Annotated in this window: 17 protein-coding genes and 1 tRNA gene; 4 read left to right on the forward strand and 14 right to left on the reverse strand. The window is 70.7% G+C overall.

Features of this window, described 5'->3' with window-relative positions; genetic code table 11:
* Positions 1-45: 45 nt before the first annotated feature.
* The 13 genes from QQM67_RS16810 to galU all read right to left on the reverse strand — a co-directional run bounded on the left by QQM67_RS16810 (position 46) and on the right by galU (position 15,021).
* Positions 46-1,122, reverse strand: a complete 1,077-nt coding sequence (locus QQM67_RS16810; RefSeq protein ID WP_314174699.1) for an ABC transporter permease subunit — start codon at positions 1,120-1,122, stop codon at positions 46-48.
* The gene (locus tag QQM67_RS16815) at positions 1,119-2,645 is read right to left on the reverse strand and encodes a sugar ABC transporter ATP-binding protein (protein ID WP_314174700.1); all 1,527 of its coding nucleotides are present in this window, start codon (positions 2,643-2,645) and stop codon (positions 1,119-1,121) included. The genes QQM67_RS16810 and QQM67_RS16815 overlap by 4 nt, the downstream gene beginning before the upstream one ends.
* 88 nt (positions 2,646-2,733) lie before the next feature.
* On the reverse strand, positions 2,734-3,690 hold the full coding sequence (locus QQM67_RS16820; RefSeq protein WP_314174701.1) for an ABC transporter substrate-binding protein: 957 nt from the start codon (positions 3,688-3,690) through the stop codon (positions 2,734-2,736).
* Between the two features lie 148 nt (positions 3,691-3,838).
* Positions 3,839-4,897, reverse strand: a complete 1,059-nt coding sequence (locus QQM67_RS16825; RefSeq protein ID WP_314174702.1) for a LacI family DNA-binding transcriptional regulator — start codon at positions 4,895-4,897, stop codon at positions 3,839-3,841.
* Positions 4,898-5,152: 255 nt separating this feature from the next.
* Complete coding sequence (locus QQM67_RS16830; RefSeq protein ID WP_314174703.1) at positions 5,153-6,685, reverse strand: FG-GAP repeat protein; 1,533 nt, start codon at positions 6,683-6,685, stop codon at positions 5,153-5,155.
* A 178-nt stretch (positions 6,686-6,863) separates the two neighbouring features.
* Complete coding sequence (locus QQM67_RS16835) at positions 6,864-9,029, reverse strand: WD40 repeat domain-containing serine/threonine protein kinase (protein WP_399066939.1); 2,166 nt, start codon at positions 9,027-9,029, stop codon at positions 6,864-6,866.
* A gap of 279 nt (positions 9,030-9,308) precedes the next feature.
* Positions 9,309-9,382: transfer RNA gene (locus QQM67_RS16840), tRNA-Ala, on the reverse strand.
* Between the two features lie 124 nt (positions 9,383-9,506).
* On the reverse strand, positions 9,507-10,799 hold the full coding sequence (gene sepX / locus QQM67_RS16845; RefSeq protein WP_314174705.1) for a divisome protein SepX/GlpR: 1,293 nt from the start codon (positions 10,797-10,799) through the stop codon (positions 9,507-9,509).
* A 176-nt stretch (positions 10,800-10,975) separates the two neighbouring features.
* The gene (locus tag QQM67_RS16850; protein ID WP_314175117.1) at positions 10,976-11,599 is read right to left on the reverse strand and encodes a GNAT family N-acetyltransferase; all 624 of its coding nucleotides are present in this window, start codon (positions 11,597-11,599) and stop codon (positions 10,976-10,978) included.
* Positions 11,600-11,615: 16 nt separating this feature from the next.
* Positions 11,616-12,125: a MogA/MoaB family molybdenum cofactor biosynthesis protein gene (locus QQM67_RS16855; protein WP_314174706.1), complete on the reverse strand. Its 510-nt coding sequence runs from the start codon at positions 12,123-12,125 to the stop codon at positions 11,616-11,618.
* Positions 12,122-12,679, reverse strand: coding sequence for a cyclic pyranopterin monophosphate synthase MoaC (gene moaC / locus QQM67_RS16860; RefSeq protein WP_314174707.1), 558 nt, complete (start codon positions 12,677-12,679; stop codon positions 12,122-12,124). The genes QQM67_RS16855 and moaC overlap by 4 nt, the downstream gene beginning before the upstream one ends.
* 128 nt (positions 12,680-12,807) lie before the next feature.
* On the reverse strand, positions 12,808-14,115 hold the full coding sequence (glp, locus tag QQM67_RS16865; protein WP_314174708.1) for a molybdotransferase-like divisome protein Glp: 1,308 nt from the start codon (positions 14,113-14,115) through the stop codon (positions 12,808-12,810).
* Between the two features lie 3 nt (positions 14,116-14,118).
* A complete protein-coding gene (gene galU, locus QQM67_RS16870) occupies positions 14,119-15,021 on the reverse strand; it encodes a UTP--glucose-1-phosphate uridylyltransferase GalU (protein WP_314174709.1) in 903 nt (300 codons plus the stop codon).
* A gap of 103 nt (positions 15,022-15,124) precedes the next feature.
* Here galU and QQM67_RS16875 point away from each other — a divergent pair, with 103 nt between their 5' ends.
* On the forward strand, positions 15,125-15,739 hold the full coding sequence (locus QQM67_RS16875; protein WP_314174710.1) for a 5-formyltetrahydrofolate cyclo-ligase: 615 nt from the start codon (positions 15,125-15,127) through the stop codon (positions 15,737-15,739).
* Between the two features lie 60 nt (positions 15,740-15,799).
* On the opposite strand, the gene QQM67_RS16880 is transcribed toward QQM67_RS16875, so the two are convergent.
* Positions 15,800-18,499 (reverse strand): penicillin acylase family protein, encoded by a 2,700-nt coding sequence (locus tag QQM67_RS16880; protein WP_314174711.1) that lies wholly within the window; start codon positions 18,497-18,499, stop codon positions 15,800-15,802.
* A gap of 214 nt (positions 18,500-18,713) precedes the next feature.
* Here QQM67_RS16880 and QQM67_RS16885 point away from each other — a divergent pair, with 214 nt between their 5' ends.
* The 3 genes from QQM67_RS16885 (at position 18,714) to QQM67_RS16895 (ending at position 22,291) form a co-directional block, all read left to right on the forward strand.
* Complete coding sequence (locus QQM67_RS16885) at positions 18,714-20,240, forward strand: potassium/proton antiporter (protein ID WP_314175118.1); 1,527 nt, start codon at positions 18,714-18,716, stop codon at positions 20,238-20,240.
* A 200-nt stretch (positions 20,241-20,440) separates the two neighbouring features.
* Positions 20,441-21,814 carry an MFS transporter gene (locus QQM67_RS16890; RefSeq protein WP_314174712.1) on the forward strand — a complete coding sequence of 458 codons (1,374 nt, stop codon included), beginning with the start codon at positions 20,441-20,443 and terminating at the stop codon, positions 21,812-21,814.
* Between the two features lie 66 nt (positions 21,815-21,880).
* Positions 21,881-22,291 carry an FmdB family zinc ribbon protein gene (locus QQM67_RS16895; protein WP_314174713.1) on the forward strand — a complete coding sequence of 137 codons (411 nt, stop codon included), beginning with the start codon at positions 21,881-21,883 and terminating at the stop codon, positions 22,289-22,291.
* The last annotated feature ends 12 nt before the right edge of the window (positions 22,292-22,303 follow it).

Here is a 22,303-nt window from a genome sequence, read left to right on the forward strand (position 1 = left end):
TCGCTCCTCTCGTTGCGTGGGAGGGGGACAGGAGACAGGGCCGGGTCAGCTCTCGGGCCGGTCGTGCGCGGTGGCCGCGGCAGGGATGCGCCGGCGCCGCAGCCGTACGGGGCGCCTCTTCAGGCTGTCGATGGCGACGGCGAGGATGATGACGACGCCCTTGACCAGGAGCTGGGTGAAGAACGGGACGTCCATGAGGATCAGCCCGGTGCTCAGCACGCCGAGGATGACGGACCCGATCAGCGTGCCGAGGATCCGTCCGCGTCCGCCCATGAGACTGGTGCCGCCCAGGACCGCCGCCGCGATGGCGTCCAGCTCGTAACCGGTGCCGGCCGTGGGCTGGGCCGAGACCACGCGGGCGGCGAAGATGACGCCGGCGAGTCCGGCGCAGGCACCGGCGATGGCGTAGACCGAGGTGATGACGCGGCGCACGTCGATTCCGGCGAGGCGAGCCGCTTCGGCGTTGCCGCCGACGGCGTAGATGTGCTTGCCGTAGCGCGTTCGCTCGAGGACGAACCAGGCGACGAGATAGACGACTCCCATGATGACGACGGGCACGGGTATCCCCGCCATGTAACCGTTGCCGACGTCCCGGAAGTTCAGCGTGTTGGAGACGATCGGCTGGCCCCCGGTCATGGTGTAGCCCAGGCCCCGCAGATACGTCATCGCCCCGAGCGTGACGATGAACGCCGCCAGGGAGAGGTACGCCGTCAGCAGGCCGTTGATCAGTCCCGCGACGGCGCCGACCAGTACCCCCACGACGACGGCGACGGGCGAGGGCGCCCCGGAGGTCGCCGCGAGCACCGCGACGACTCCGGCGACGGCCACCGTCGAACCGACGGAGAGATCGATGCCGGCGGTGAGGATCACGAAGGTGATGCCCGCGGCCAGGATCGCGTTGATGGAGATCGAGCGGGCGACGTTGAGAAGGTTGTCGGCGGTCGCGAAGTTCGGCGCGATGGCCGCCATCAAGGCGGTGAGAACGACGAGGACGACGAGGATGCCCACGCGGTCCCACCAGTAGGCGAAGTCGAAGCCCGCGTCGGCCGCCTGCTCGCTCTTCGGGGCGGCGTCGCCGGCCGGTGTGCGGTCGTCCCGCTGGCCGAGGGTCTGGTCCGTCATCGGTCGTCTCCATGTGCGTGCGCGGCGGTTCCGGTGGCGTGGAACATCACGTCTTCCTCCGTGGCGCGGCGAGAGGGGAGTTCGTGTACGAGGCGCCCGGCACGCATGACGAGGATGCGGTCGCTGATGCCGATCGCCTCGGGCAGGTCGGAGGAGATGACGAGGATCGCCTTGCCGGCGGCGGCAAGTTCGTCGACCACCTCGTAGATCTCGCTCTTGGCGCCGATGTCGACGCCGCGGGTGGGCTCGTCGAGGATCAGCACCTCGCACTCGCGCATGAGCCAGCGGGCGAGAACGGCCTTCTGCTGATTGCCGCCGGACAGAGCCCTCGCCGGCAGGCGCAGCGCGCTGGAGCGCAGCCGCAGCCGGGCCATCTGCGCCTCGACGGCACCCCGGATCCGGTCGCGCTTGAGCACACCGGCGCTGACGTGCCCTCCGAGCGAACTGACGGCGATGTTGTCGTGCACCGAGTGGTCGAGGAAGAGCGCCTGGTCCTTGCGGTCCTCGGGGACCATGGCGATTCCGGCCGCCATCGCCCGGCCGGGGCTGTCGGCGGTGGCCCGCCGGCCGCGGACGGTGACCGTTCCGCCGGTGCGCCTGTCCGCGCCGAAGATCAGCCGGGCGACCTCCGTACGGCCGGCGCCCACCAGCCCTGCCAGGCACACGACTTCACCGGCTCGCACCTGGAAGCTGACCGGTCCCGTCCCGTCGGCTCCCCGCAACCCGCGGACGTCGAGCACGGTCTCGCCCGGACTGCGTGCCTGGTGGTGGTAGAGGTCGTCCAGGGGGCGGCCGACCATCATCCGTACGACGTCCGGCGGGCCGACCCGGCTCTTCTCCCTCGTACCGACCAGCATCCCGTCGCGGAAGACGGTGATCCGGTCGGCGAGCCGCCAGACCTCCTCCATGCGGTGGCTGATGTAGACCAGGCCGGTGCCCGCGTCCCGCATCTCGCCGATGAGGTCGTACAGGCGCAGCGCCTCGGCGTGCGACAGCGCGGCGGTCGGCTCGTCGAGCACCAGGATCCGGGCGTTCTCGCTCACCGCACGGGCGATCTCGACCATCTGCCGCATGCCGACGCTCAGTTCGCCCAGCTCGCGGCGCGGATCGACGTCGGCGCCGATGCGGGCCAGCTTCGCCCGGGCCGAGTCGAGCATCGCCCGCCGGTCGAGCGCACCGAACCTGGTGATCGGTTCGCGTCCGAGCTCCAGGTTCTCCGCCACGCTCATGGTGGGGACGGTGTTGAGCTCCTGATGGATGATCGCGATGCCGTGCGCGACGGCGTCGCCGGGCGAGCGGATGTCGATCTCCCGGCCGTCCAGCAGGATCCGTCCGGTGTCCCGGTGCACGTTGCCCGCGAGGATCTTCATCAGGGTGGACTTGCCCGCGCCGTTCTCGCCCATCAGCGCGTGCACTTCGCCGCCGTGGAGGTCGAAGTCCACCCCGCCGAGGGCCTGAGTGGGGCCGAAGCTCTTCGCCACGCCTTCCAGCCGGAGCAGCGGCGGGGAAGCAGAAGTGATCATGAGTGTGCCTTCCAGCGGTCAGGCGGGCCGGGTTCCGGCGGCTGCCGGAACCCCTGCCGCGATGCCTGCTGCGCGGGAGCCGTGAGGCTCACCAGCCCTTGTACTGCTCGACGTTGTCCCGGGTCACGAGCTTGCTCGGGATGAGGATCGTCTTCTGCTTCGGCGGCTTGCCGTCGACGATGCCCTGGGCGACCTGCACTGCACGCCGGACCATCTCACCGGGGTTCTGGGTGGCGGTGCCGACGAAGGGCGACCCCTTGCGCTTCAGCTCGTCCACGCCTTCCGGGCTCCCGTCCACGCCCGTGACCTGCACCTGGTCGGTCTTGTTCGCCTGTGTGACGGCCTGGACGGCGCCCAGGGCGGAGGGATCGTTCATGCCGAAGATGCCCTGAACCTTCGGTGCGGCGGTGAGCATGTCCGTGGTCACGGCGAGACCCGAGGACCGGTCGTTCTTGGAGGACTGGTGCCCGGCGACCTTGATGCCCGGGTGCTTCTTCATGGCACGCTCGCATCCGGTGATGCGGTCGCGGATCGTCTGGATGGGCGTGCCGTCGACGATCAAGATGCTGCCCTTGCCGCCGAGTTGCTCGAAGAGGTACTCGCACGACTTCTCGCCGGCCTGCACGGCGTCCGTCATGACGACGGCGTCGGCTCCCTTCGCGGGGGTGTCCACCGCGACGACGATGATGCCGCTGCGCTGTGCGCGTTCGATCGCCGGCTGGATGCCCTTGCCGTCGACGGCGCTGATGACGATCAGGTCCACGCCCTGCTGAATGAACGTTTCTATCTGCTTGTTCTGGTTGTCGAGGTCGAGCTGGGCGTCCTGGGTGCTGTTGCTGGCACCGATCTTGGACGCCGCCCGCTTGGCGCCCTTGTCCATGGCGGAGAAGAACGGATTCGACATGTCCTGGACCATCAGACCGATCTTCTCGATCTTCTCGGGCTTCTCCGACGCCTCGCTGTCGCCCGACGTGCAAGCGGCCAGGCTCACGGTGGCGAGGGCTGCGGTGGCAAGGGCCAGCCCCCTGCTGGTGATCGACTTCATGGCATGCGACTCCTTCGGATGTGCTCGCCCCCGCACATTGCTCAGGGCTGCGACGGTCGTGATCGAATCGGCCTCGGCGGACGGCATGTCCAGCAGCCGTGCATCGGGCGAGGCGGGGACATTCGCGGGCTACGGGGTCACGGCGTGCTCAGCAGCCGCAGGACTTCCGGATGATGAGGTCGGCCGTCATGACCTGGCGGTCGGCCGGCAGATAGACGGGCGTGGGCTGGTCGCCCAGCGCCTCCGCCTTCACCTGCTCGTCGATGATGCGAGTGAGGATCTGGGCGGCGCGTACGCCGATGGATTCGCTGTCCTCGTTGAGGACGGTCAGCGGAGGGTCGAGCAGCGGCGCCCAGGCGAACTCGTCGAAGGCGACGACTGCGACGTCCTCCGGCACCGTCACGTCCCGTGCCCGGAGGACTTGCAGACTCGCGTGCAACAGCGGGTTGTTGCCCGCGATGACGACGCGGGGCAGTGAGCGCCCCGGCTCGTCCAGACAGCGGCTCAGCGCGGTGAAGGCCGAAGCGGCGTCGTTCTCGCACTCCAGCACCTCCAGCCTGGCGCCGTGGGCGGACGCCGCTTCACGCAGCCCGCGCTCGCGCTCCGCGCGCGACGACCAGAGCGCGGGATAGGCCACGAACAGCCAGTCGCCGTAACCGTGTTCGGCCAGGTGAGCCCCGACCTTCATGCTGGCCCCGAAGTTGTCCGTGCTCAGGCTCGGCACCGTGTCCGCGCCCTCCGGCGGCAGCGAGTCGACGAACACGACGGGGATGTCCCAGTCCTCGAACAGCCGGAGGCTCTTCTTGCTCAGCGTGAGCGTCGCGATGACACCCGCGGTCCGCGACTGGATCAGGTCGCGCACCAGCGTCTCCTCGACCTCCCGGGTGTAGACGCCCTCGGCGGCGACGTCGGCGACGATCGCGGTCCGATGGGACGACCGCAGGGTGCGCTGGATCCCGTCCATCAGATCCAGGTAGTAGTGGTTGGACGTGCTCGCGGTGATCACGCCGACCGAACTGCGCGTGTTCCGGCGCAACTCCTGCGCCGCCCGGTTCGGCACATACCCCAGCTCCCGCGCGGCCTTCAGCACCAGTTCCCTGCTGCTGCGGGACACCCCGTCGCGATCGCTCAGCGCGCGCGAGACGGTGTAGATGGACAGCCCTGTGGCCTGGCTGACATCCCGCAACGTGGGCTTCTTGGCGGCCACGGGACCTCCTCTCCTAAACGATTAGGATCTTCGTCGTACGTACGCCGGGCGGGGTTTGCTAAACGATTAGGCGGGACGTTATGCCGCGCCTTCCCTCACGTCAATAGCTTGCGCACGGGCCCCCGCGGGACGGGACTCACCGGTCGGACGCGGCCGGCGGCACGCCGCGGCAGGGCGCCGCGGCCGAACCGGAGCGAAGTCCGCCCGCCCGGCTGCCTGTTGACGTGTTCGAGTCCCGTCCGGCGAGGCCCCGGTTCAGCGCACCAGGGTGCCGAAGAACGCCTTCCTGGCGGGGGCGCCGAGGTCGTCCGGCCCGAAGGCCGTCGCGCCCTTCGTCGTCAGACCCCTGCCGGTGCCGTGCAGCGACCACACGGCGCCGGTGGCCACGTCCTCCTCGGTCGCGGAGACGTTGAGATCGCGGTGCCCGTCGCCGTCGACGTCGAGGAGGGCGCAGGATGTCCCGAACTCCTGGCCCTTCTCGGCGACTCCGGACACGCTCTGGTCCACCGCCTGGCTGCCGGTGCCGGTGACGCCCGACTTGGAGCCGTGGAGCAGGACGAGCGCACCCGAGGGCGCATCGTCGACGTCCTTCCCGCTGATGCCGAGCGCGACCTCCGCCCGGCCGTCGCCGGTGACGTCCGCGACCGAGACGCACGAGCCGCCCATGTCGCCTTCCTCATGCCGGGTCGGGAACCCGTCGAGGCTCTGATCGACGGTCTGACGGCGGCTGCCGGAGAGGCCGTTCCGTGTGCCGAAGGCGACCGTGATCTCGTCCTCCATGTCGTCGCCCGTGTTCATCACGAGGTCGTCGTAGCCGTCGCCGTCCACGTCGCCCAGGTCCATATCGCTCGAGTCGTCACCCCAGGGCCCCTTGGTCAGCGTGAAGCCCGAATCACCGCCGAGCAGAACGTCGTTGTCGTATACGCCGTCGCCGTAGTAGAGCCAGAGCGCGATGTCCTGCCGGTTGTCGCCGTTGACGTCGCCGACGGCGCGGGTCATGGACGGCCCGCTGATCGACTTGGGCCCGTCGGTGTCTTCTTCGCCCGCCTTGGACTCGTCCAGGAAGTCGAGGATGCCTCCGTCCCACTCGGACTCGTCCAGGAAGTCGAGTCGCTTGGCGGGAGTGCCCTTGCGCGAGACGGGTCCCTTCCACAGGGCCGCGGGCTGCGCCGCCGGTGGGTCCCCGATGAGATCGGGGTCGGGGTACCCGAGCAGGGCCAGGTCGGCCTTGCTGTCGCCGTCGAAGTAGCCGATCTGCGGCGTCACCCCGTACGAGGGGATCGCCGTGCCGCCCGAGAGGCCCTTGGACGAGCCCCACAGGATGACGCTGTCCGCCGAGCCGTCGTCCGTGGAGCCGACGACGAGGTCGCCGTAGCCGTCGCCGTCCAGGTCCCCCTTGCTGAACGAGGTGCCGAACTCCTGCTTGGCGGCGGCCGGTCCGGGCACGCCGCTCGTCGAACGGCTCACCACCTTCTTGTGGGAGGGGTCGAGCCCCTTGGCCGAGCCGTACGTCACCGCCACGTAGCCGGCGTCCTCCTTGCCGGCGACGGTGCCCCCCGGTGCACCGGCCACCAGGTCCGCGTAGCCGTCGCCGTTGAAGTCCTCCTTTTGCGGCGGCTTTTCCGCGGCCGGCCGCGCCTCCTGCGAGTCGGGCGACCAGGCGGTCAGACCGCCGGCCATCAGCAGCAGGGCGGCTGCCGGCAGCGCCGCGGCACGGAGGACTCGCTCCTTGCGGGTACGCGGACGCCGCTCGGTCGGGGCGCCCGAGCGTTTCCGTATGCGGGTCATGCGTTGCTTCCTTCGGTCACAAGGTCACATCCGCTGGCGATGACACGACGGCAGCCGCGACTGGTTGCAGCACTGCGGAATCCGCATCGCCCGCCGCACGTCGGCGAGTTGAGAACCCGGGAAGCCGGTCGGGGCCGTCGCCGCTACGGGCGGCCCCCGCCAGCTGGAAGCACAGGTCCTAAGGGTTCTCCCACACCTGCACGGGGCGCTCGTGGCCGGTGGCCGCGATGAGCCGGCCGTTCGGGCTGAAGGCCACTTCTTCCGCGCCGTTCGTCTTCTTCGTGTCCGTCTTGCTCGACAGGCGGGCACGTGGTTCGCGGCCGGCCACGTTCCACAGCCACACTCCGTTGTAGGCGGGGGTGGCGAGTGTCTTGCCGTCCGGACTGAACGACATGTCGTAGCCCGACGATCCGGCGTAGGAGTCGTCAAGTGAGGCTTTCTGGTGGCCGCTTGCCACGTTCCACAGCCTCACCTCTTCCGCGATGCCGGTGGTGGCGAGTGTCTTGCCGTCCGGACTGAACGCCACGGTCGAGAGAGATCCGCCGGGGCGGAGCGTGGCGCGCGCCTTGCGGCTGTGCAGGTCCCAGAGGACCGCCGTGCCGTCCGGGTTGCCTTGGGAGTTGCTGCCCGCGGTGGCGAGCGTCTTGCCGTCCGCGCTGAAGGCCACCGCGTTGACGACGTCCGTCTCGCCGTCGAGGACGGCGAGTTCCTTGTCCTTCTTGCTGCCGGTGTCCCACAGCGTCACGTCGCCGAGCTCGTTGCCGGAGGCGAGCGTCTTGCCGTCCGGACTGAACGCCACGCTGTTGACCAGACCGGATTCGTGGAGGGAGCGAATCCGCCGGCGCTCGGCCACGTCCCACAGTTCCACCTTGTCGTCGCCCCCTGTGGCGAGGAGCTTCCCGTCGGGGCTGAACGCGAGGCTGGCGACGGTCGACACGTCTGTCGGGGATCCGTCGGGGCTGAGAGTGGCGCTCGGCTTGCGGCTTCCGGCATCCCACAGCTGCACGCTGCCGTCGAGGTCACTGCCGGCCAGCAGCTTGCCGTCCGGGCTGAACGCCACGTCCGTGAACGAGCCCGACGACCCCGTGGCGGTGAGCGAATCGGTGGGCTTGAACGAGGGATACGGAATGCCGGGGCCGCGGTCGGTCGAGGACGGGAGGTAGGCGGCGAGCAGGACCGCGACGACGATGACGACCACGGTCCCGGCTCCGCCGAGCAGCACGGGCAGCCGCGAAGCGGGTCCCGTATCCGGGTCCGGGGAGGTCGCGGGAGGTCCGGGGGCGGCAACCCGCACGGGGTCGCGCATGGTCGGCAGCGCGGGAGGCGATCCTGCCGGAGACCCTGCCGGAGAGGTCGCGGCGTCGTGCAAGCCGGGCCCGGCAGGCGCGGCGGGTGCCGCCGGTGCCGCGGCCGGCGCCGCCGGCGCGGTGCGTGTGTCGGCGTCGGCGATGCCCGGAGCGGCGGCCGGGCGGCACTGCTCGATGACCTCGGCGGGCGTGGGCCGCTGCTGCGGGTCCTTCACCAGGCAGCGGGCGGCGACGGCCCGAAGGGGCTCGGGGCAGCCGTCGAGGTCGGGCTCCTGCTCCAGGATCCGGTAGGTCACGCTGTGCGCGCTGCCGCCGCCGAAGGCGAGCCGTCCCGTGGCGGCGAAGTGGGCGATGACTCCGAGGGCGAACACGTCGCCGGCTTCGGTGACGTCCTGCCCCGTGATGTACTCCGGCGCCATGTAGGCGGGCGTTCCCGTACGCATCCCGGTGCCGGTCACCGACGTGACGTCCGCGGCACGGGCGATGCCGAAGTCGATGACCTTGGGCCCGTCGCCGGTGAGGATGATGTTGGACGGCTTGAGGTCGCGGTGGATCACGTCGGCCGCGTGGATGGACTGCAAGGCCTCGGCCACCGTGGCGACGAGCCGCACCGCCGCATCGACCGGCAACGGCCCGGCCTCGGCGACCGCGTGCTGCAACGACGGCCCGGGAACGTAGGCCGTGGCCAGCCACGGCTCGTCGGCCCGCAGATCCGCGTCGACCACCGGCACCGTGTACAGGCCCTGGACCCGCCGGGCCGCGGCCACCTCCTGCTCGAACCGCTTGCGGAAGGACACATCTCCCGCGTACTCGCGGTGCACGACCTTGACCGCCACCGCGCTTCCGGCCGGCGTACGTCCCAGATAGACGCGGCCCATCCCGCCCGCGCCCAGCACTCCCTCCAGCCGGTACGGACCCACCTCGGAAGGATCACCGGTCCCAAGTGCCCGATGTGCCGGCGGAGTCGTCGGCCACCCCGCCTCGTGTCCCCCACTCACCGGCGGGGCCTCTGGCCGGCCAGAGCCCGGTTGAGACATGCCGACTCTCCCCCTTGTCGGGTCCACCACCCACAACGCATCGTCAACTGCCCGACACAGCGGTGGTCCAGGAATCGGTCACGAGTCTTTCCCCGCCCCGGGCCCCCGGTGGGGACCGCTCACCGTCCGAGCGAGCGACAGCGTAAACGAACCCGCCGCCCCGTAACAGAACTCCCCCGAGACGCAGGGGAGAAGACAGCGGGCAAAGGAGACCCTTCGCTGCTGTACGGCACGACAAAGCCCCCGCTGGACTTCTCCGACGGGGGCTTTGACCTGCGGTGGACCTGAGGGGATTTGAACCCCTGACCCTCTCGTTGCGAACGAGATGCGCTACCGGACTGCGCCACAGGCCCTTGCAACGGGTGAAACCTTAGCATCCCCGCCGGGCCGGGCGGTAATCGGTTCCGGTGCTGGTCATCGCGGTGCGGGGCGGGCTCGGCGGTGTGTGTGGAGGCCGCCGGGCCTGCCCGGTCCGGGTCACTCGTTGGCGGCGCGGGGGCGGTCGTCGTCCTCGTACTGGTCGAAGAGCGGCGTCCGGCGCCGGCCCCGCCCGCGACGGGCCCCGGCGGAGGGCTCCTCGCCCTGCTCCTTGCCGGAGCCTCGGCCGGAACCGGAACCCGAGCCAGAGCCGGACTCCGAGGCCGAGCCCGAGCCCGAACCGGCCGGGGGCTCAGCCGGCTCGCCGCTCGCGCTGCTGGAGCGGGCCGAGCTCCAGGTGCCGGGGGCCTCCAGGTCGACGCCCCGTGTGCTGCGCGGAGCGACCGGAGCGCTGACGTACGTCGGCAGCGGCACCGGCACCGGGTCCCAGCCCTCGGCGGGCTCGCGGTCGCCGTGCCGCTGCTGGTCGACCCACTCCGCGTGATCGGTCTGCTCGACGAGTGCGCGCCGGTCGGCCGCGCCGGGCTGCTCCCTGTGCGCGGGGGCGGCGGACTCCGGAGCCGCGGCGTGCCCGGCGGCGGGCCCGGAGGCGCCGTGGTGTGCCTCCGTCTCCGCGCCGCCCGCTGCTGCGACGTCGGCAGCGTCGTGCGCCTGCGGTGCGTGCCGCTCCTCCGCTGCGCCCTCCGTGCGGCGCTTGTCCATGGTGGCGGCGAAGCGGCGGCGTTCCTGCACCCGCAGGTGCACGATGTACGCGCTCAGCAGCAGCCCGGGCGCGGCCGGAGCCCACAGGAATCCGAGCCCGCCCACGGCGGCGACGATCGTGCCCGCGGTGAAGGCGAGGAAGAGCACCATCGTGGTGCGGCGGCGGCGCGCGAGCACCTTGGCCCGCTTGCTCTTCTGCCGGACCTTGTCGCGCTCCGCTCTGTCGCGCTCGGCCTTGTCGCGTTCGGCCGAGCCGGTGCCGGAGCCCGTCCCGCCGTCGGCGGGGTCCGCGGCGGATGTGCCGAACACCTCGGTGGCGTCGCCCGTACCGTCCCCGCCCACAATGGTCTTGGGATCGGCGAACGCCCGTACGTCGACCGACTCGTCGGCTCCTTCGACGGCGGCCGCGCTCTCCGGGACGCCGCCGTGCGCGTCGCGGTCGGCGGGGCGGCCGATGTCGGAAGCCGGTGAATCGCCTTGCTCGTCCGGGTCTTCACCGTCGCGGCGCTCCGCCTCCTTCGCGTAGCGCCGTTCCATCGCCGCCTTGCCGGACAGCAGACGGATGGCGGTGCTGAAGCGTTCCGTCGGACGGGATTCGTTCAGCTCGTCCTGCCTGCGGAGCCACATCGGCACCAAGTAGGCAGCCCAGGCCCCGACGATGACTGCGTAAATGAGGCCACTGCTGTTCACCCTCACACGGTAGAGGGGTTCAGCCGCAGCCATCTGCCAAATACGGCGGTGTGTCGCATGATCCGGCCGATCTCTCCATGTTTTTCACCGGCGTTGACGCCGAATCCCCGTCAGCGCCCAATTCCGGGGCGGGGACGGCCCGTTCAACGGGGACATCCCAATATCGAACGTCTATTTTATTTACGGGAGGCGCCGGGAGCGGTGCGGTGCCAGCGTGTGAGCAGCCCTTCCGGCACTTCTTCGGCGGTCAGGGCGAAAACGAGATGGTCGCGCCACGCACCGTCGATATGCAGATACCGCGGCCTCAACCCCTCTTCACGGAAGCCGAGTTTCTCCACCACGCGCCGGCTCGGCGTGTTCTCGGGACGGATGCAGATCTCGATGCGGTGCAGTCCGACCGTACGGAAACAGTGGTCCGTTGCGAGCGCGACAGCCGTCGGCATCACACCGCGGCCGGCGACCGCCCGGTCGATCCAGTACCCGATGTGGCCCGAGCACATCGAGCCCCACGTGATGCCCGCGACCGTCAACTGGCCCGCCAGACGGTCCTGATGCTCCACGACGAACGGCAGCATCCGGCCGGCGTGGGCCTCGGCGCGCAGATGCCTGACCATCTGCCGGTACGAGGGGCGGCTCGGCGGCGTGATCCCGGGCGGGGCCGGCGGGATGGTGGCCTCCCACGGGCGCAGCCACTCGCGGTTGCGCTGGTTGACTTCGCGCCAGGCACGCTGGTCGCGCAGCTTTATGGGACGGAGGGTGGTCGCACCGTCCGTCAGCACGATCGGCCAGGACGCGTTCAGTTGAGGTCCCCTCTGGTCACGTGGCGAGGTCCCCTCTTGGGTGGTCACCGCCGCGCATCTGGTCGACGGCGTGCACCAACAGCCGTCCCAGTACGGCGAGTCCGTCGCGCACCCCGCCCGACGAACCGGGAAGGTTCACGATCAGGGTGCTGTTCGCCACGCCCGCGATCCCCCGCGAGAGGGCCGCCGCCGGCACCTTCCCCGCGCCCTCGGCACGGATCGCCTCGGCGATGCCCGGGATCTCGAAGTCGAGGACGCGGCGCGTCATTTCAGGAGTGCGGTCGGTGGGCGAGATGCCGGTGCCGCCGGTGGTGACGACGACGTCGTAGCGGGCCGCGACCGCCGCGCCGAGCACGTCCGCGACCGGTTCGCCGTCATGTACGACGCTGGGGCCGTCCACGTCGAAGCCCAGCGCGGACAGGCCCTCGACGATCAACGGGCCGCCCTTGTCCTCGTAGACTCCCTCGGCCGCGCGGTTGGACGCCGTGACGGCGAGGGCGCGGTAGGGGTGCAGGGCAGGGCTCATACTCCGGACTCCTCCTCGCCGGACGTGCCGGACACATCGCCGGTACGGGACGAAGTACCCCCGGAGCGCGTCCAGTTACCGGAGCGGCCGCCGCTCTTCTCCTCGACGCGGACGTCGGTGACGACCGCCGACTTGTCCACGGCCTTCACCATGTCGACCACCGTCAGGGCCGCGACCGTGACCGCCGTCAGCGCCTCCATCTCGACGCCCGTGCGGTCCGTGGTCCTCACCTGCGCGCTGATCTCGACGGCCTCGTCCGTGACCGAGAGATCCACGGTGACGCCGGACAGCGCGAGCGGATGGCACAGCGGGACGAGCTCCGGCGTCCGCTTGGCGCCCATGATGCCCGCGATACGGGCCGTTGCCAGGGCGTCGCCCTTGGGCAGGCCCTCGCCGCCCTCCCCCCGCAGCAGCTCGACGACGCGGGGGGAGACCAGCACTCTGCCGGCCGCGCGGGCGGTGCGCGCGGTGACGTCCTTCGCGGAGACGTCGACCATGCGGGCCGCCCCACCCTCGTCGATGTGGGTGAGGTGCTGCTGTTCTGCGCTGCTCATCGTGCTCCCGAAACCGTCCCTGTGACCGGATACGGTACCGGGCCCGCGGCGCGCCGGCCCCGCCCCGGCGGCCCCAGGGCCTGCCCAGGGCCTGCCCAGGGCCTGCCCAGGGCCTGCCTAGGGCCTGCCTAGGGGTCGAGCGGCACCACGGACACTTCCTCGCCGGGGGTGACCCGCGTGGTCTTCTCCGGGACGTCGATCAGCGCGTTCGCCTGTGCCAGCGCCGCGACCAGGTGCGATCCGGCACCTCCGACGGGACGCACCACGCCCGCCGCCTCACCGGCCGCCGGCGGAAGGTAACTACCGCGCAGGAACTGGCGTTTGCCGTCCGGCGAGGTCAGCGCCTCCTCGCTCTCCAGCCTTGCGCGCACGGTCTCGCGGCGCACCGCCGCGCGGCCCATCAGCGCCCGCACCGCGGGACGCACGAAGAGCTCGAAGGAGACGTACGAGCTGACCGGGTTGCCCGGAAGGGCGAGGACGGGCGTGCGGTCGGGGCCGATCAGGCCGAAGCCCTGCGGCTTGCCCGGCTGCATCGCCAGCCGCCGGAACTCGACGCTGCTCTCGTCGCCGTCGATCCGCGAGAGCACCTCCTTCACCACGTCGTACGCGCCGACGCTGACGCCGCCGCTGGTGACGACGATGTCCGCCCGGATGAGCTGATCCTCGATCGTCGAACGCAGGGTGTCCGCGTCGTCGGCGACGGCGCCCACGCGGTAGGAGATCGCGCCGGCGTCGCGAGCGGCGGCCGTCAGCACGAAGCTGTTGGAGTCGTAGATCTGGCCGGCGCCCAACTGCTCGCCGGGCTGGACGAGTTCGCTGCCGGTGGAGACGACGACCACGCGGGGGCGCGGGCGCACGGTGACCGTGCCACGGCCGATCGCCGCGAGGAGACCCACCTGGGGCGGGCCGAGGACCGTACCGGCGCTGAGGGCGACCGCGCCCGCCCGTACGTCGCTGCCGCGCGGACGCACATGCTGGCCCTGCTCGACGGGGCGGTGGACGCGGACCTCGCCCGCCGCGCCCCTCGGGTCGAGGCTGCGGGCGCTCATCGTCTCGACCGGGCCGCCGCCGAGCCCGCCGTCCGTCCACTCCACCGGGACGACGGCCTCGGCTCCCGGCGGCAGCGCCGCGCCCGTCATGATGCGGGCGGCGCTGCCGCGCTCGACCACGGGCAGGTCGCGCTCGCCCGCCGCGACGTCCCCTATGACGGTCAGCACCGCGGGGAACTCCTCGGTGGCGCCCTCGACATCGGCGGTGCGCACCGCGTATCCGTCCATCGAGCTGTTGTCGAACGGCGGCAGGGCAGCGGGCACCGTGACGTCCTCGACGAGCACGCACCCCTGGGCGTCGAGCAGTTGCAGCTCGATGGGCTCAAGGGGACGGATGCTGCTGAGGATGTCGTCCAGGTGCTCCTCGACCGACCAGGTCTCGCTCAAGCCTTACATCTCCTCGGTGACGAAGCCGCGCAACCATTCCCGGAACTCCGGGCCCAGGTCCTCACGTTCGCATGCCAGCCTGACAATGGCGCGCAGATAGTCGCTTCGGTCACCGGTGTCGTAGCGGCGCCCGCGGAAGACGACGCCGTGCACCGGCCCGCCCAGGGAGGGTTCGGCCGCGAGGGTCTGCAAGGCGTCGGTGAGCTGGATCTCGCCGCCGCGGCCCGGCTCGGTCTTGCGCAGCACCTCGAAGACGGCGGGATCGAGCACGTAGCGCCCGATGATCGCGAGATTGGACGGGGCCTCGGCGGGCGACGGCTTCTCCACCAGGTCGGAGACGCGTACGACGTCCGTCTCGCCGGTGGGGGCGGCCGCCGCGCAACCGTAGAGATGGATGTTCTCCCGCGGGACCTCCATGAGCGCGATGACGCTGCCGCCGTGCTCCTCGCGCACCCGCAGCATCGTGGCCAGCAGCGGGTCGCGCGGGTCGATCAGGTCGTCGCCCAGGAGGACGGCGAAGGGCTGCTCGCCCACGTGCGGCGCGGCGCACAGGACGGCGTGGCCCAGGCCGCGGGGATCGCCCTGGCGGACGTAGTGCATGGTGGCGAGGACGCTGGACTCCTCGACCCTGCTGAGCTTCGTCTCATCGCCCTTGTCGCGCAGGACCTGTTCGAGTTCGTAATTGCGGTCGAAGTGATCTTCAAGAGGGCGCTTGTTGCGGCCGGTGACCATCAGCACGTCCGGGAGCCCGGCCGCGACCGCCTCCTCGACCACATACTGGATCGCCGGCTTGTCGACGACCGGAAGCATCTCCTTGGGGGTCGCCTTGGTGGCGGGCAGGAAGCGGGTGCCCAACCCTGCTGCCGGGATGACAGCCTTGGTGATCTGTCCTCTGTAAGTACTCATGCCCCGCACGATAACCGGTGGCTTTGAGCCGTAAGTATGGCTTCGACCGCATATGTGACGGTGTGAGCAACGGCGGCCGAGGCGGAAGGAACAGGGAACGCCAGTGGGCGAAATCGACGGTAGTAAGCGTGCGTTGCGGGAGAGCATCCTCGCGGTGAGGGCCCGGTTGACGGCGCGCGACGCGGAGGCGACGGCCACGGTGCTGGCCGAGCGCGCGCTGGAGCTCCCGGAGCTGACCGAGGCGCGCACCGTCGCGGCGTATGTGTCGGTGGGGCGGGAGCCGGGCACCGGCCCTCTGCTGGAGGCGCTGCGCGCTCAGGGCGTACGGGTGCTGCTGCCGGTTCTGCTGCCCGACAACGACCTGGACTGGGCCGTGTACGAGGGGACGGCCGGGCTCGTGCGAGCGCGGCGGGGCCTGCTGGAGCCCGGCGGACCACGGCTGGGCCCGGACGCCGTCACGGAGGCGGACGCGGTACTGCTGCCGGGCCTCGCCGTGGACGGGGACGGGATCCGGCTGGGGCGCGGCGGCGGCTCGTACGACCGGGTGCTGGCACGGATCGGGGCGGCGGGTGCGCGCCCGGCGCTCGCCGTGCTGCTGTACGACGCCGAAGTCGTCGGCAGCGTCCCGGCGGAGCCGCACGACCTGCCGGTGGCCGCGGCGGTGACGCCCTCGGCCGTGCACCGATTCACGCCGCCGCCGCCGCCGCACCACGCGTGAGCCGCGGCGGGCTCGCCCCGGGCGTACATCGGCCCGGACCCGGCCGCGGCTCGGAGGGCTCTACGGCGTCAGCGCCATCTTCTCCTCGGTGCCCTTCTCAACCGCCCGCTGGCTGAACGCCCAGGGCAGCAGGGCCCCTTCGGACCACTTGTCCATCTGGTCGACGTAGTGCGGGTTGTAGGCGTGCCCGGAGGCGCCGGTGAGGTTGATCCAGCGGGACTTGTCGAAGTCGTCGAGGTTGACGACCATCCGCATCGACGGCACCCAGATCACGTCGTAACCCCCCGCCGCGTTCCACCCGGTGGCGTTGACGGCGTCCTTGCCGCCGCCGAGGTCCCAGGGACCGCGGTTGAGGAGGAACTGCATGAAGCCCGGGCCCTCGGTGCCGATGGTCTGGTTCCGCAGCATCAGGTGGTGCAGCCGGCCCCAGCTCCAGGAATCTATGTCCTTGCCGAGCTTGGACGTCAGCTCCCAGCGGGCGCTCTTCATCGCGTGCTTGAGGAGGTCGTCACGGTTGTTGTCGCCGGCGCGGCCGTTGTTGCCCGGCGTCCTCCACCAGTCGCTGTCCTCGTCCTTTATGAGCTTGCGCACGACCTCGAACCACCGGTCGCCGCCGTCGGGCTGCGCCGAGGCCGCGTCGCGCATGCCGCACTCGCGCACCAGGCGGGTGTCGCCGTCGAGGTCGTCGACGGGGCCGGACTCGTCGGAGGGCCGCACGTTGATGCAGTCGCCCTTGACCCGCAGCTCCTTGGGCAGCTTGTTGCCGAAGGCGAGCACCAGCAGGTTCCGCCAGACGGCGTTGAAGTACGCGGCGGGCGCGGAGTCGCGCTCCTGCGTGTAGTCCCAGCCTTCGAGCAGCTGCTGGGCCTCGCGTACGTAGCCGTCCTCTATGTTGATCTTCAGCAGGTACGGCACGAGCAGCTTGGCGATCTCGCTGCTGTTGTCCATCTGCATGGTCTGCATGTCGCCCATGGAGATCTTGCCGCCGTCCGCGATCTTCGAGCTGATCAGATCGTTGATGCGCTGGCTGCGGGTGCCGTACTCCCAGTCCTCGGTGAGCAGATACGGGTACTTCTTCTCGTCCACGACGGCCTGGTTGGCGGTGACTATGTATCCGCGGCGCGGGTTGTACTCCCAGGGCAGCGCCTTCTGGGGCACGTATCCCTTCCAGCGGTAGCGCGGGTCCCAGCCGGGGACGGGATAGCGTCCGTCGCCCTTGCCGCGCACCGGGATGGCGCCGGGCGCCTGGTAGCCGATGTTGCCCTTGGTGTCGGCGTAGATCAGGTTCTGCGAGGGCACCGCGAAGTCGCGGGCGGCGGCGCGGAATTCCTTGAAGTCGGACGCGCGGTCCAGTTTGAAGACGGCGTCCATGGTCTTGCTGGGGCTCAGCGCCGTCCAGCGCAGCGAGACCCCGTAACCGTCGCCGCGGTCGGGCGCGGCGTTGTCCACGGGCGACTCCTCGCCCACATTGCGCAGTTCGCGGTCGCGGTCGGAGATGACGGGGCCGTTGTTGGTCTCGCGCACGGTTATCTTGCGGCTCTTCCCGCCGGCGACCTTGATGGTCTCCTCGCGGATCCGGTACGGGCGTCGCCTGCCGTCGTACACGTATCCGCCGTCCTTGAACTTCTCCAGATACAGGTCCGTCACGTCGGCGCCGAGGTTCGTCATGCCCCAGGAGACGTCCTGGTTGTGGCCGATGACGACGCCGGGCAGCCCGGCGAAGGTGAATCCGGAGACGTCGTACGGGCAGGACTTGGTGACCGTACGGCAGTGCAGCCCCATCTGATACCAGATGGACGGCAGCTGGGGCGCGAGATGCGGGTCGTTGGCCAGCAGCGGCTTGCCCGTCGTCGTGTACTTCCCGGAGACCACCCAGGAGTTGGAGCCGATGCCGCTGTTGTTCGCGCCGAGCATCGCCGGGATCTTGTCGAGGCGCGTGGCGACGGAACTCAGCTCCGAGCCGGCGTTGCGCACGGCCTGCTGCGCACCGGCGCCCGAGGTGGGCGAGGCGGCGGAGTCGCCCTTCGGCTCGAAGTTCTTGCCGGCGCCCACCGAGCCGCCGGTGATGGGCTTGTTCCGCTCGGCCGGGTAGTCCGGGTACAGGTCGGCGATCTGATCGCCGGAGAGCCGGCCGGCCATGAGCGCGCGGTCGATCTCGGAGGACATGTTGGCGCGCAGGTCCCACGCCATCGCCTTGAGCCAGGCCACCGAGTCGACCGGATCCCACTTCTCGGGCTTGTAGTCGGTGGAGAGGTCGAGAGCCGCGTACTCGAGGGAAGCAGCGGAGTCCTTGTGGTCCTTGAGGTAGGCGTTGACGCCCGCCGTGTACGACCTGAGGTTGGCCTTGGTCTCCTTGGAGAGCCCTGCGTACTCACGCTCGGCGACGCGGCGCCAGCCGAGCGTCCGCAGGAAGGCGTCGGTCTTCACCTGGCCGGGGCCGAACATCTCCGACAGCCGGCCGGACGTCGTGTGCCGCCGTACGTCCATCTCCCAGAAGCGGTCCTGTGCCTGGACGTATCCCTGCGCGGTGAACAGGTCGGCCGAACTGTCCGCGTACACCTGCGGAATGCCCTCGCGGTCGCGCTGGACGGTGACGGGGTCGTCCAGGCCCTTGAGCTTCAGCGAGCCGGTGGTCTGCGGGAAGGAGTCGCGGACCGTGCTGACCGTCCAGAACGTGCCGCCTCCGACACCGGCCACGAGCAGCAGCACGACTGCGATCACGATCAGACGGGCGCGTCGCGAGGTCTTCTTGGCGGGCATCGCTGTCCTTCGAGGGCAGGGTGGACCTTGGGCGTGAGGACCGGAACGGAGCGAACGGAGCCACGCCGGACCAACCATAGGCCGAGCCGGAGCAGCGCTACACAGGGAGTCATCGCCCGAAGGCCGCCGACATTCAAGCGATGGTAAATTGTTAGCCACATGAACGAACTGGCGGACCTGAACGGGACTTCGAGGTTCGATCGAGAGAGAGGATCTGCCCCTGAGTGTCGACCGCCTCAACCAACTGCTCCTTCTCAGCACGCTCGTCCTGCTGTTCGCGGTCGCGGCGGTAAGGCTCTCCTCGCGCAGCGGGCTCCCCAGCCTGCTCGTCTATCTCGGGATCGGCATCGCGCTCGGGCAGGACGGGCTCGGCGTGGAGTTCGACAACGCCGAACTGACCCGCACGCTCGGCTACGCGGCCCTGGTGGTGATCCTCACCGAGGGCGGTCTGAGCACCAAGTGGCGTGAGATCCGGCCCTCGGTGCCGGCCGCCGCCGTTCTCTCCACGGTCGGTGTGGGGGTGAGCGTGCTGATCACCGCCTGCGCCGCCCACTTCCTCATCGGTCTCGCCTGGCAGACCTCGCTGCTCATGGGCGCCGTGGTCTCCTCCACCGACGCCGCGGCCGTCTTCTCCGTACTGCGCAAGGTGCCGCTGCCGAAGCGGCTCGCGGGCGTACTGGAGGCGGAGTCGGGCTTCAACGACGCACCGGTCGTCATCCTCGTCGTGGCCTTCTCCTCGCACCACTTCCCGCCGGACCACTGGGAGGTGCTCATCGCGGAGATCCTTCTGGAGCTCGCCATCGGGCTCGTGGTCGGTCTCCTCGTGGGCAAGCTGGGGGCGCTGAGCCTGGGGCGGGTGGCGCTTCCGGCGTCCGGTCTCTACCCGATCGCCGTTATGGCGCTGTGCGTTCTGTCGTACGCGAGCGGTGCGCTGCTGCACGGCTCCGGGTTCCTCGCCGTCTACGTCACGGCGCTGATCCTCGGCAACGCGAAGCTGCCGCACCGGCCCGCGGTACGGGGCTTCGCCGACGGGCTCGCGTGGATCGCGCAGATCGGACTCTTCGTGCTGCTGGGCCTGTTGGTCACTCCGCACGACCTCGTCGACGACTTCTGGCCGGCCATCGGCGTCGGGCTCGTACTGACCATCGTGGCGCGGCCGTTGTCGGTGCTGTGCAGCATGCTCCCCTTCGACCAGCGCTGGCGGGACCAGGCACTGCTCTCCTGGGCCGGGCTGCGCGGGGCGGTACCGATCGTGCTGTCGACGATCCCACGGGTCGCCGAAGTCGAGGGCAGCGAGAACATCTTCAACATCGTCTTCATGCTCGTGATCATCTTTACGCTGGTGCAGGGGCCGACGCTGCCCTGGGTCGCGCGCAAGCTGAACCTGAGCGACAGCGAGGAACCGACGGATCTGGACATCGAATCCGCGCCGCTGGAACGGCTGCGGGGCCATCTGCTGTCGGTGGCGATCCCGGCCCACTCGAAGATGCACGGCGTGGAGATCACCGAGCTGCGGCTGCCGCCGGGCGCGGCCGTCACCCTGGTCGTGCGGGACGGCAGCAGCTTCGTACCGCTGCCGACGACGATGCTGCGGCACGGCGACGAACTGCTGGTCGTGGCGACCGACCCGGTGCGGGACGCCACGGAGGACCGCCTCCTGGAGGTCGGCCGGGGCGGCAAGCTCGCGGGATGGCTGCGGGAGTCGCAGCGCGCGGGCCGGGGGCCCCGGCCGCAGAAGTGAGCCCGCAAGCGAGCCGATGAGCCCGCTCGCCAGAGGCCTGTTCGCGGGGATCCGGGGCGTGCGGGGTGGCCGTTATCCTCCTGTCGGTAAGGGAATTCACCGTTCCCGCCTGATGCAGGGCCGGCGTGGCCGTCATGGCCGCGCGAGAGGACGGCCTTCGGCGCCCGCAGCGCGCTACCAGGCGGCAGAGAGGCTCGGCCGTGGCAACCCCGGCCACAGCGACCGGCGACCGCCGTGCCGGATACCGCGCACTGTTGCGCACACCCGGCGCGTGGCGCTTTCTGATACCGGGCTTCCTGGCCCGGCAGCCCATCGCCATGCTCGGCGTCGGAACGGTCCTGCTCGTCGAGCACACCACCGGCTCGTACGCAGCGGCCGGGATCGTGACCGCCGTCTCGGGTGTCTCCATGGCGCTGCTCGCGCCGCAGGGCGGCAGGCTCACCGACCGGTTCGGGCAGGGGGCGGTGCTGGTTCCGCTCGTACTGCTGCACGCGCTGTCGGTCTCGCTGCTGATCGCCCTGGCGCTGCGCGGGGCACCGGTGTGGGCCCTCTTCGCGGCCGCGGTGCCGGCGGGGGCGACCATTCCGCAGATCAGCCCGATGGTGCGGGCGCGCTGGTCGGCGCGGCTGGGGGGTGCGGAGCGTACTGCGGGCACGAACGATGCGGGGGGCTCGGGCGGCTCGTCGCTCATGACGACTGCCGCGGCCTTCGAGTCGGTGACGGACGAGTTCAGCTTCATCGTGGGTCCCGTATTGGCGACGGCGCTGTGCACGGGGGTGCACCCCGCGGCCGGACTGGTCGCGGAGGTCGCGCTGATGCTGTGCAGCGGCCTGCTCTTCGCCGCGCAGCGCGGCACCCAGCCCGAGGTGCGGACGGGGGGCGGAGGCGGGACGAGCGGCCGCGGCAAGGGCAGACGGGGCGAGGGGAGCGGCAGGCGCGCGGGGTCGGCGCTCGGTGTCCGGGGCATGCGCGTCCTCATCGTCGTACTGCTCGGCATCGGCACGGTCTTCGGGGGGATGCAGGTCTCGGTCGCCGCGTTCACCCAGGCCGCGGAGGCGCCCGAGCTCAACGGGGTGCTGTACGGCGTCTTCGCGGCGGGCAACACCTCTGCCGCTCTCGTCGTGGGGACGGTGCGCTGGCGGCGGAGCGCGGACGTACGGCTGCTGACCGCCTACCCGGTGCTCGTGCTGGCCGCCCTCACGCTGGCGGTGACGGCCCAACTGGCGCCGCTGCTGCCCCTGCTGGGCGGGCTCGGGCTGCTGCTCGGGCTGTGGGTCGCCCCGTCCATGATCACGGGCTTCACGCTGGCGGAGCTGCTGGTTCCGGCGGCGTTCCGCACGGAGGCGTTCACCTGGCTGACCGGCGCCGTGGCGCTGGGGCAGGCCTCGGGGTCGATGGTCGCGGGTCAGCTCGCGGACGCGGCCGGCGCGGGCGCGGGCTTCCTCGCACCGCTGGCCGGTACGGGGCTGGCTCTGGCCGCGCTCGTCGTCTTCCGGCGGAGGCTGGCCGTCGGCACGGGTGATGGGTCGTCCGGGGGTGCGGTGGGTCACCGTCCACCTGTCCCGGTGGACTGAGGCGCGGGAATACTGCACTATGGAGCGTCGTTAGCACTCACCGAGTAAGAGTGCCAGGAGGAGAACGTGCCGACGTACCAGTACCAGTGCACCGAGTGCGGCGATGGCCTTGAGGTGGTGCAGAAGTTTACCGACGACTCACTGACCGAGTGCCCCAGCTGTGCGGGCCGCCTGAAGAAGGTGTTCTCGGCCGTCGGCATCGTCTTCAAGGGCTCCGGCTTCTACCGGAACGACAGCCGCAGCTCTTCGGGGGCGGGCAAGTCGTCCTCCGGGTCGTCCGACTCGTCCAAGGGCAACGGCGACTCGTCGTCCTCCTCGGACTCGTCCTCGTCGTCCTCCTCTTCGGACTCCGGGTCCGGCTCGTCGTCCTCGGACTCCGCGAAGAGCGGTTCCTCGTCCGGCTCTTCGGGCTCCTCCGGCTCGTCCTCGGGCAACGGCTCCAAGAGCGCGAGCAAGGCGGGCTCTTCGGCCGCCTGAGGGCCGCGCCGA

This window comes from Streptomyces winkii (genome assembly GCF_032248595.1).
GTDB classification, from domain to species: domain Bacteria; phylum Actinomycetota; class Actinomycetes; order Streptomycetales; family Streptomycetaceae; genus Streptomyces; species Streptomyces winkii.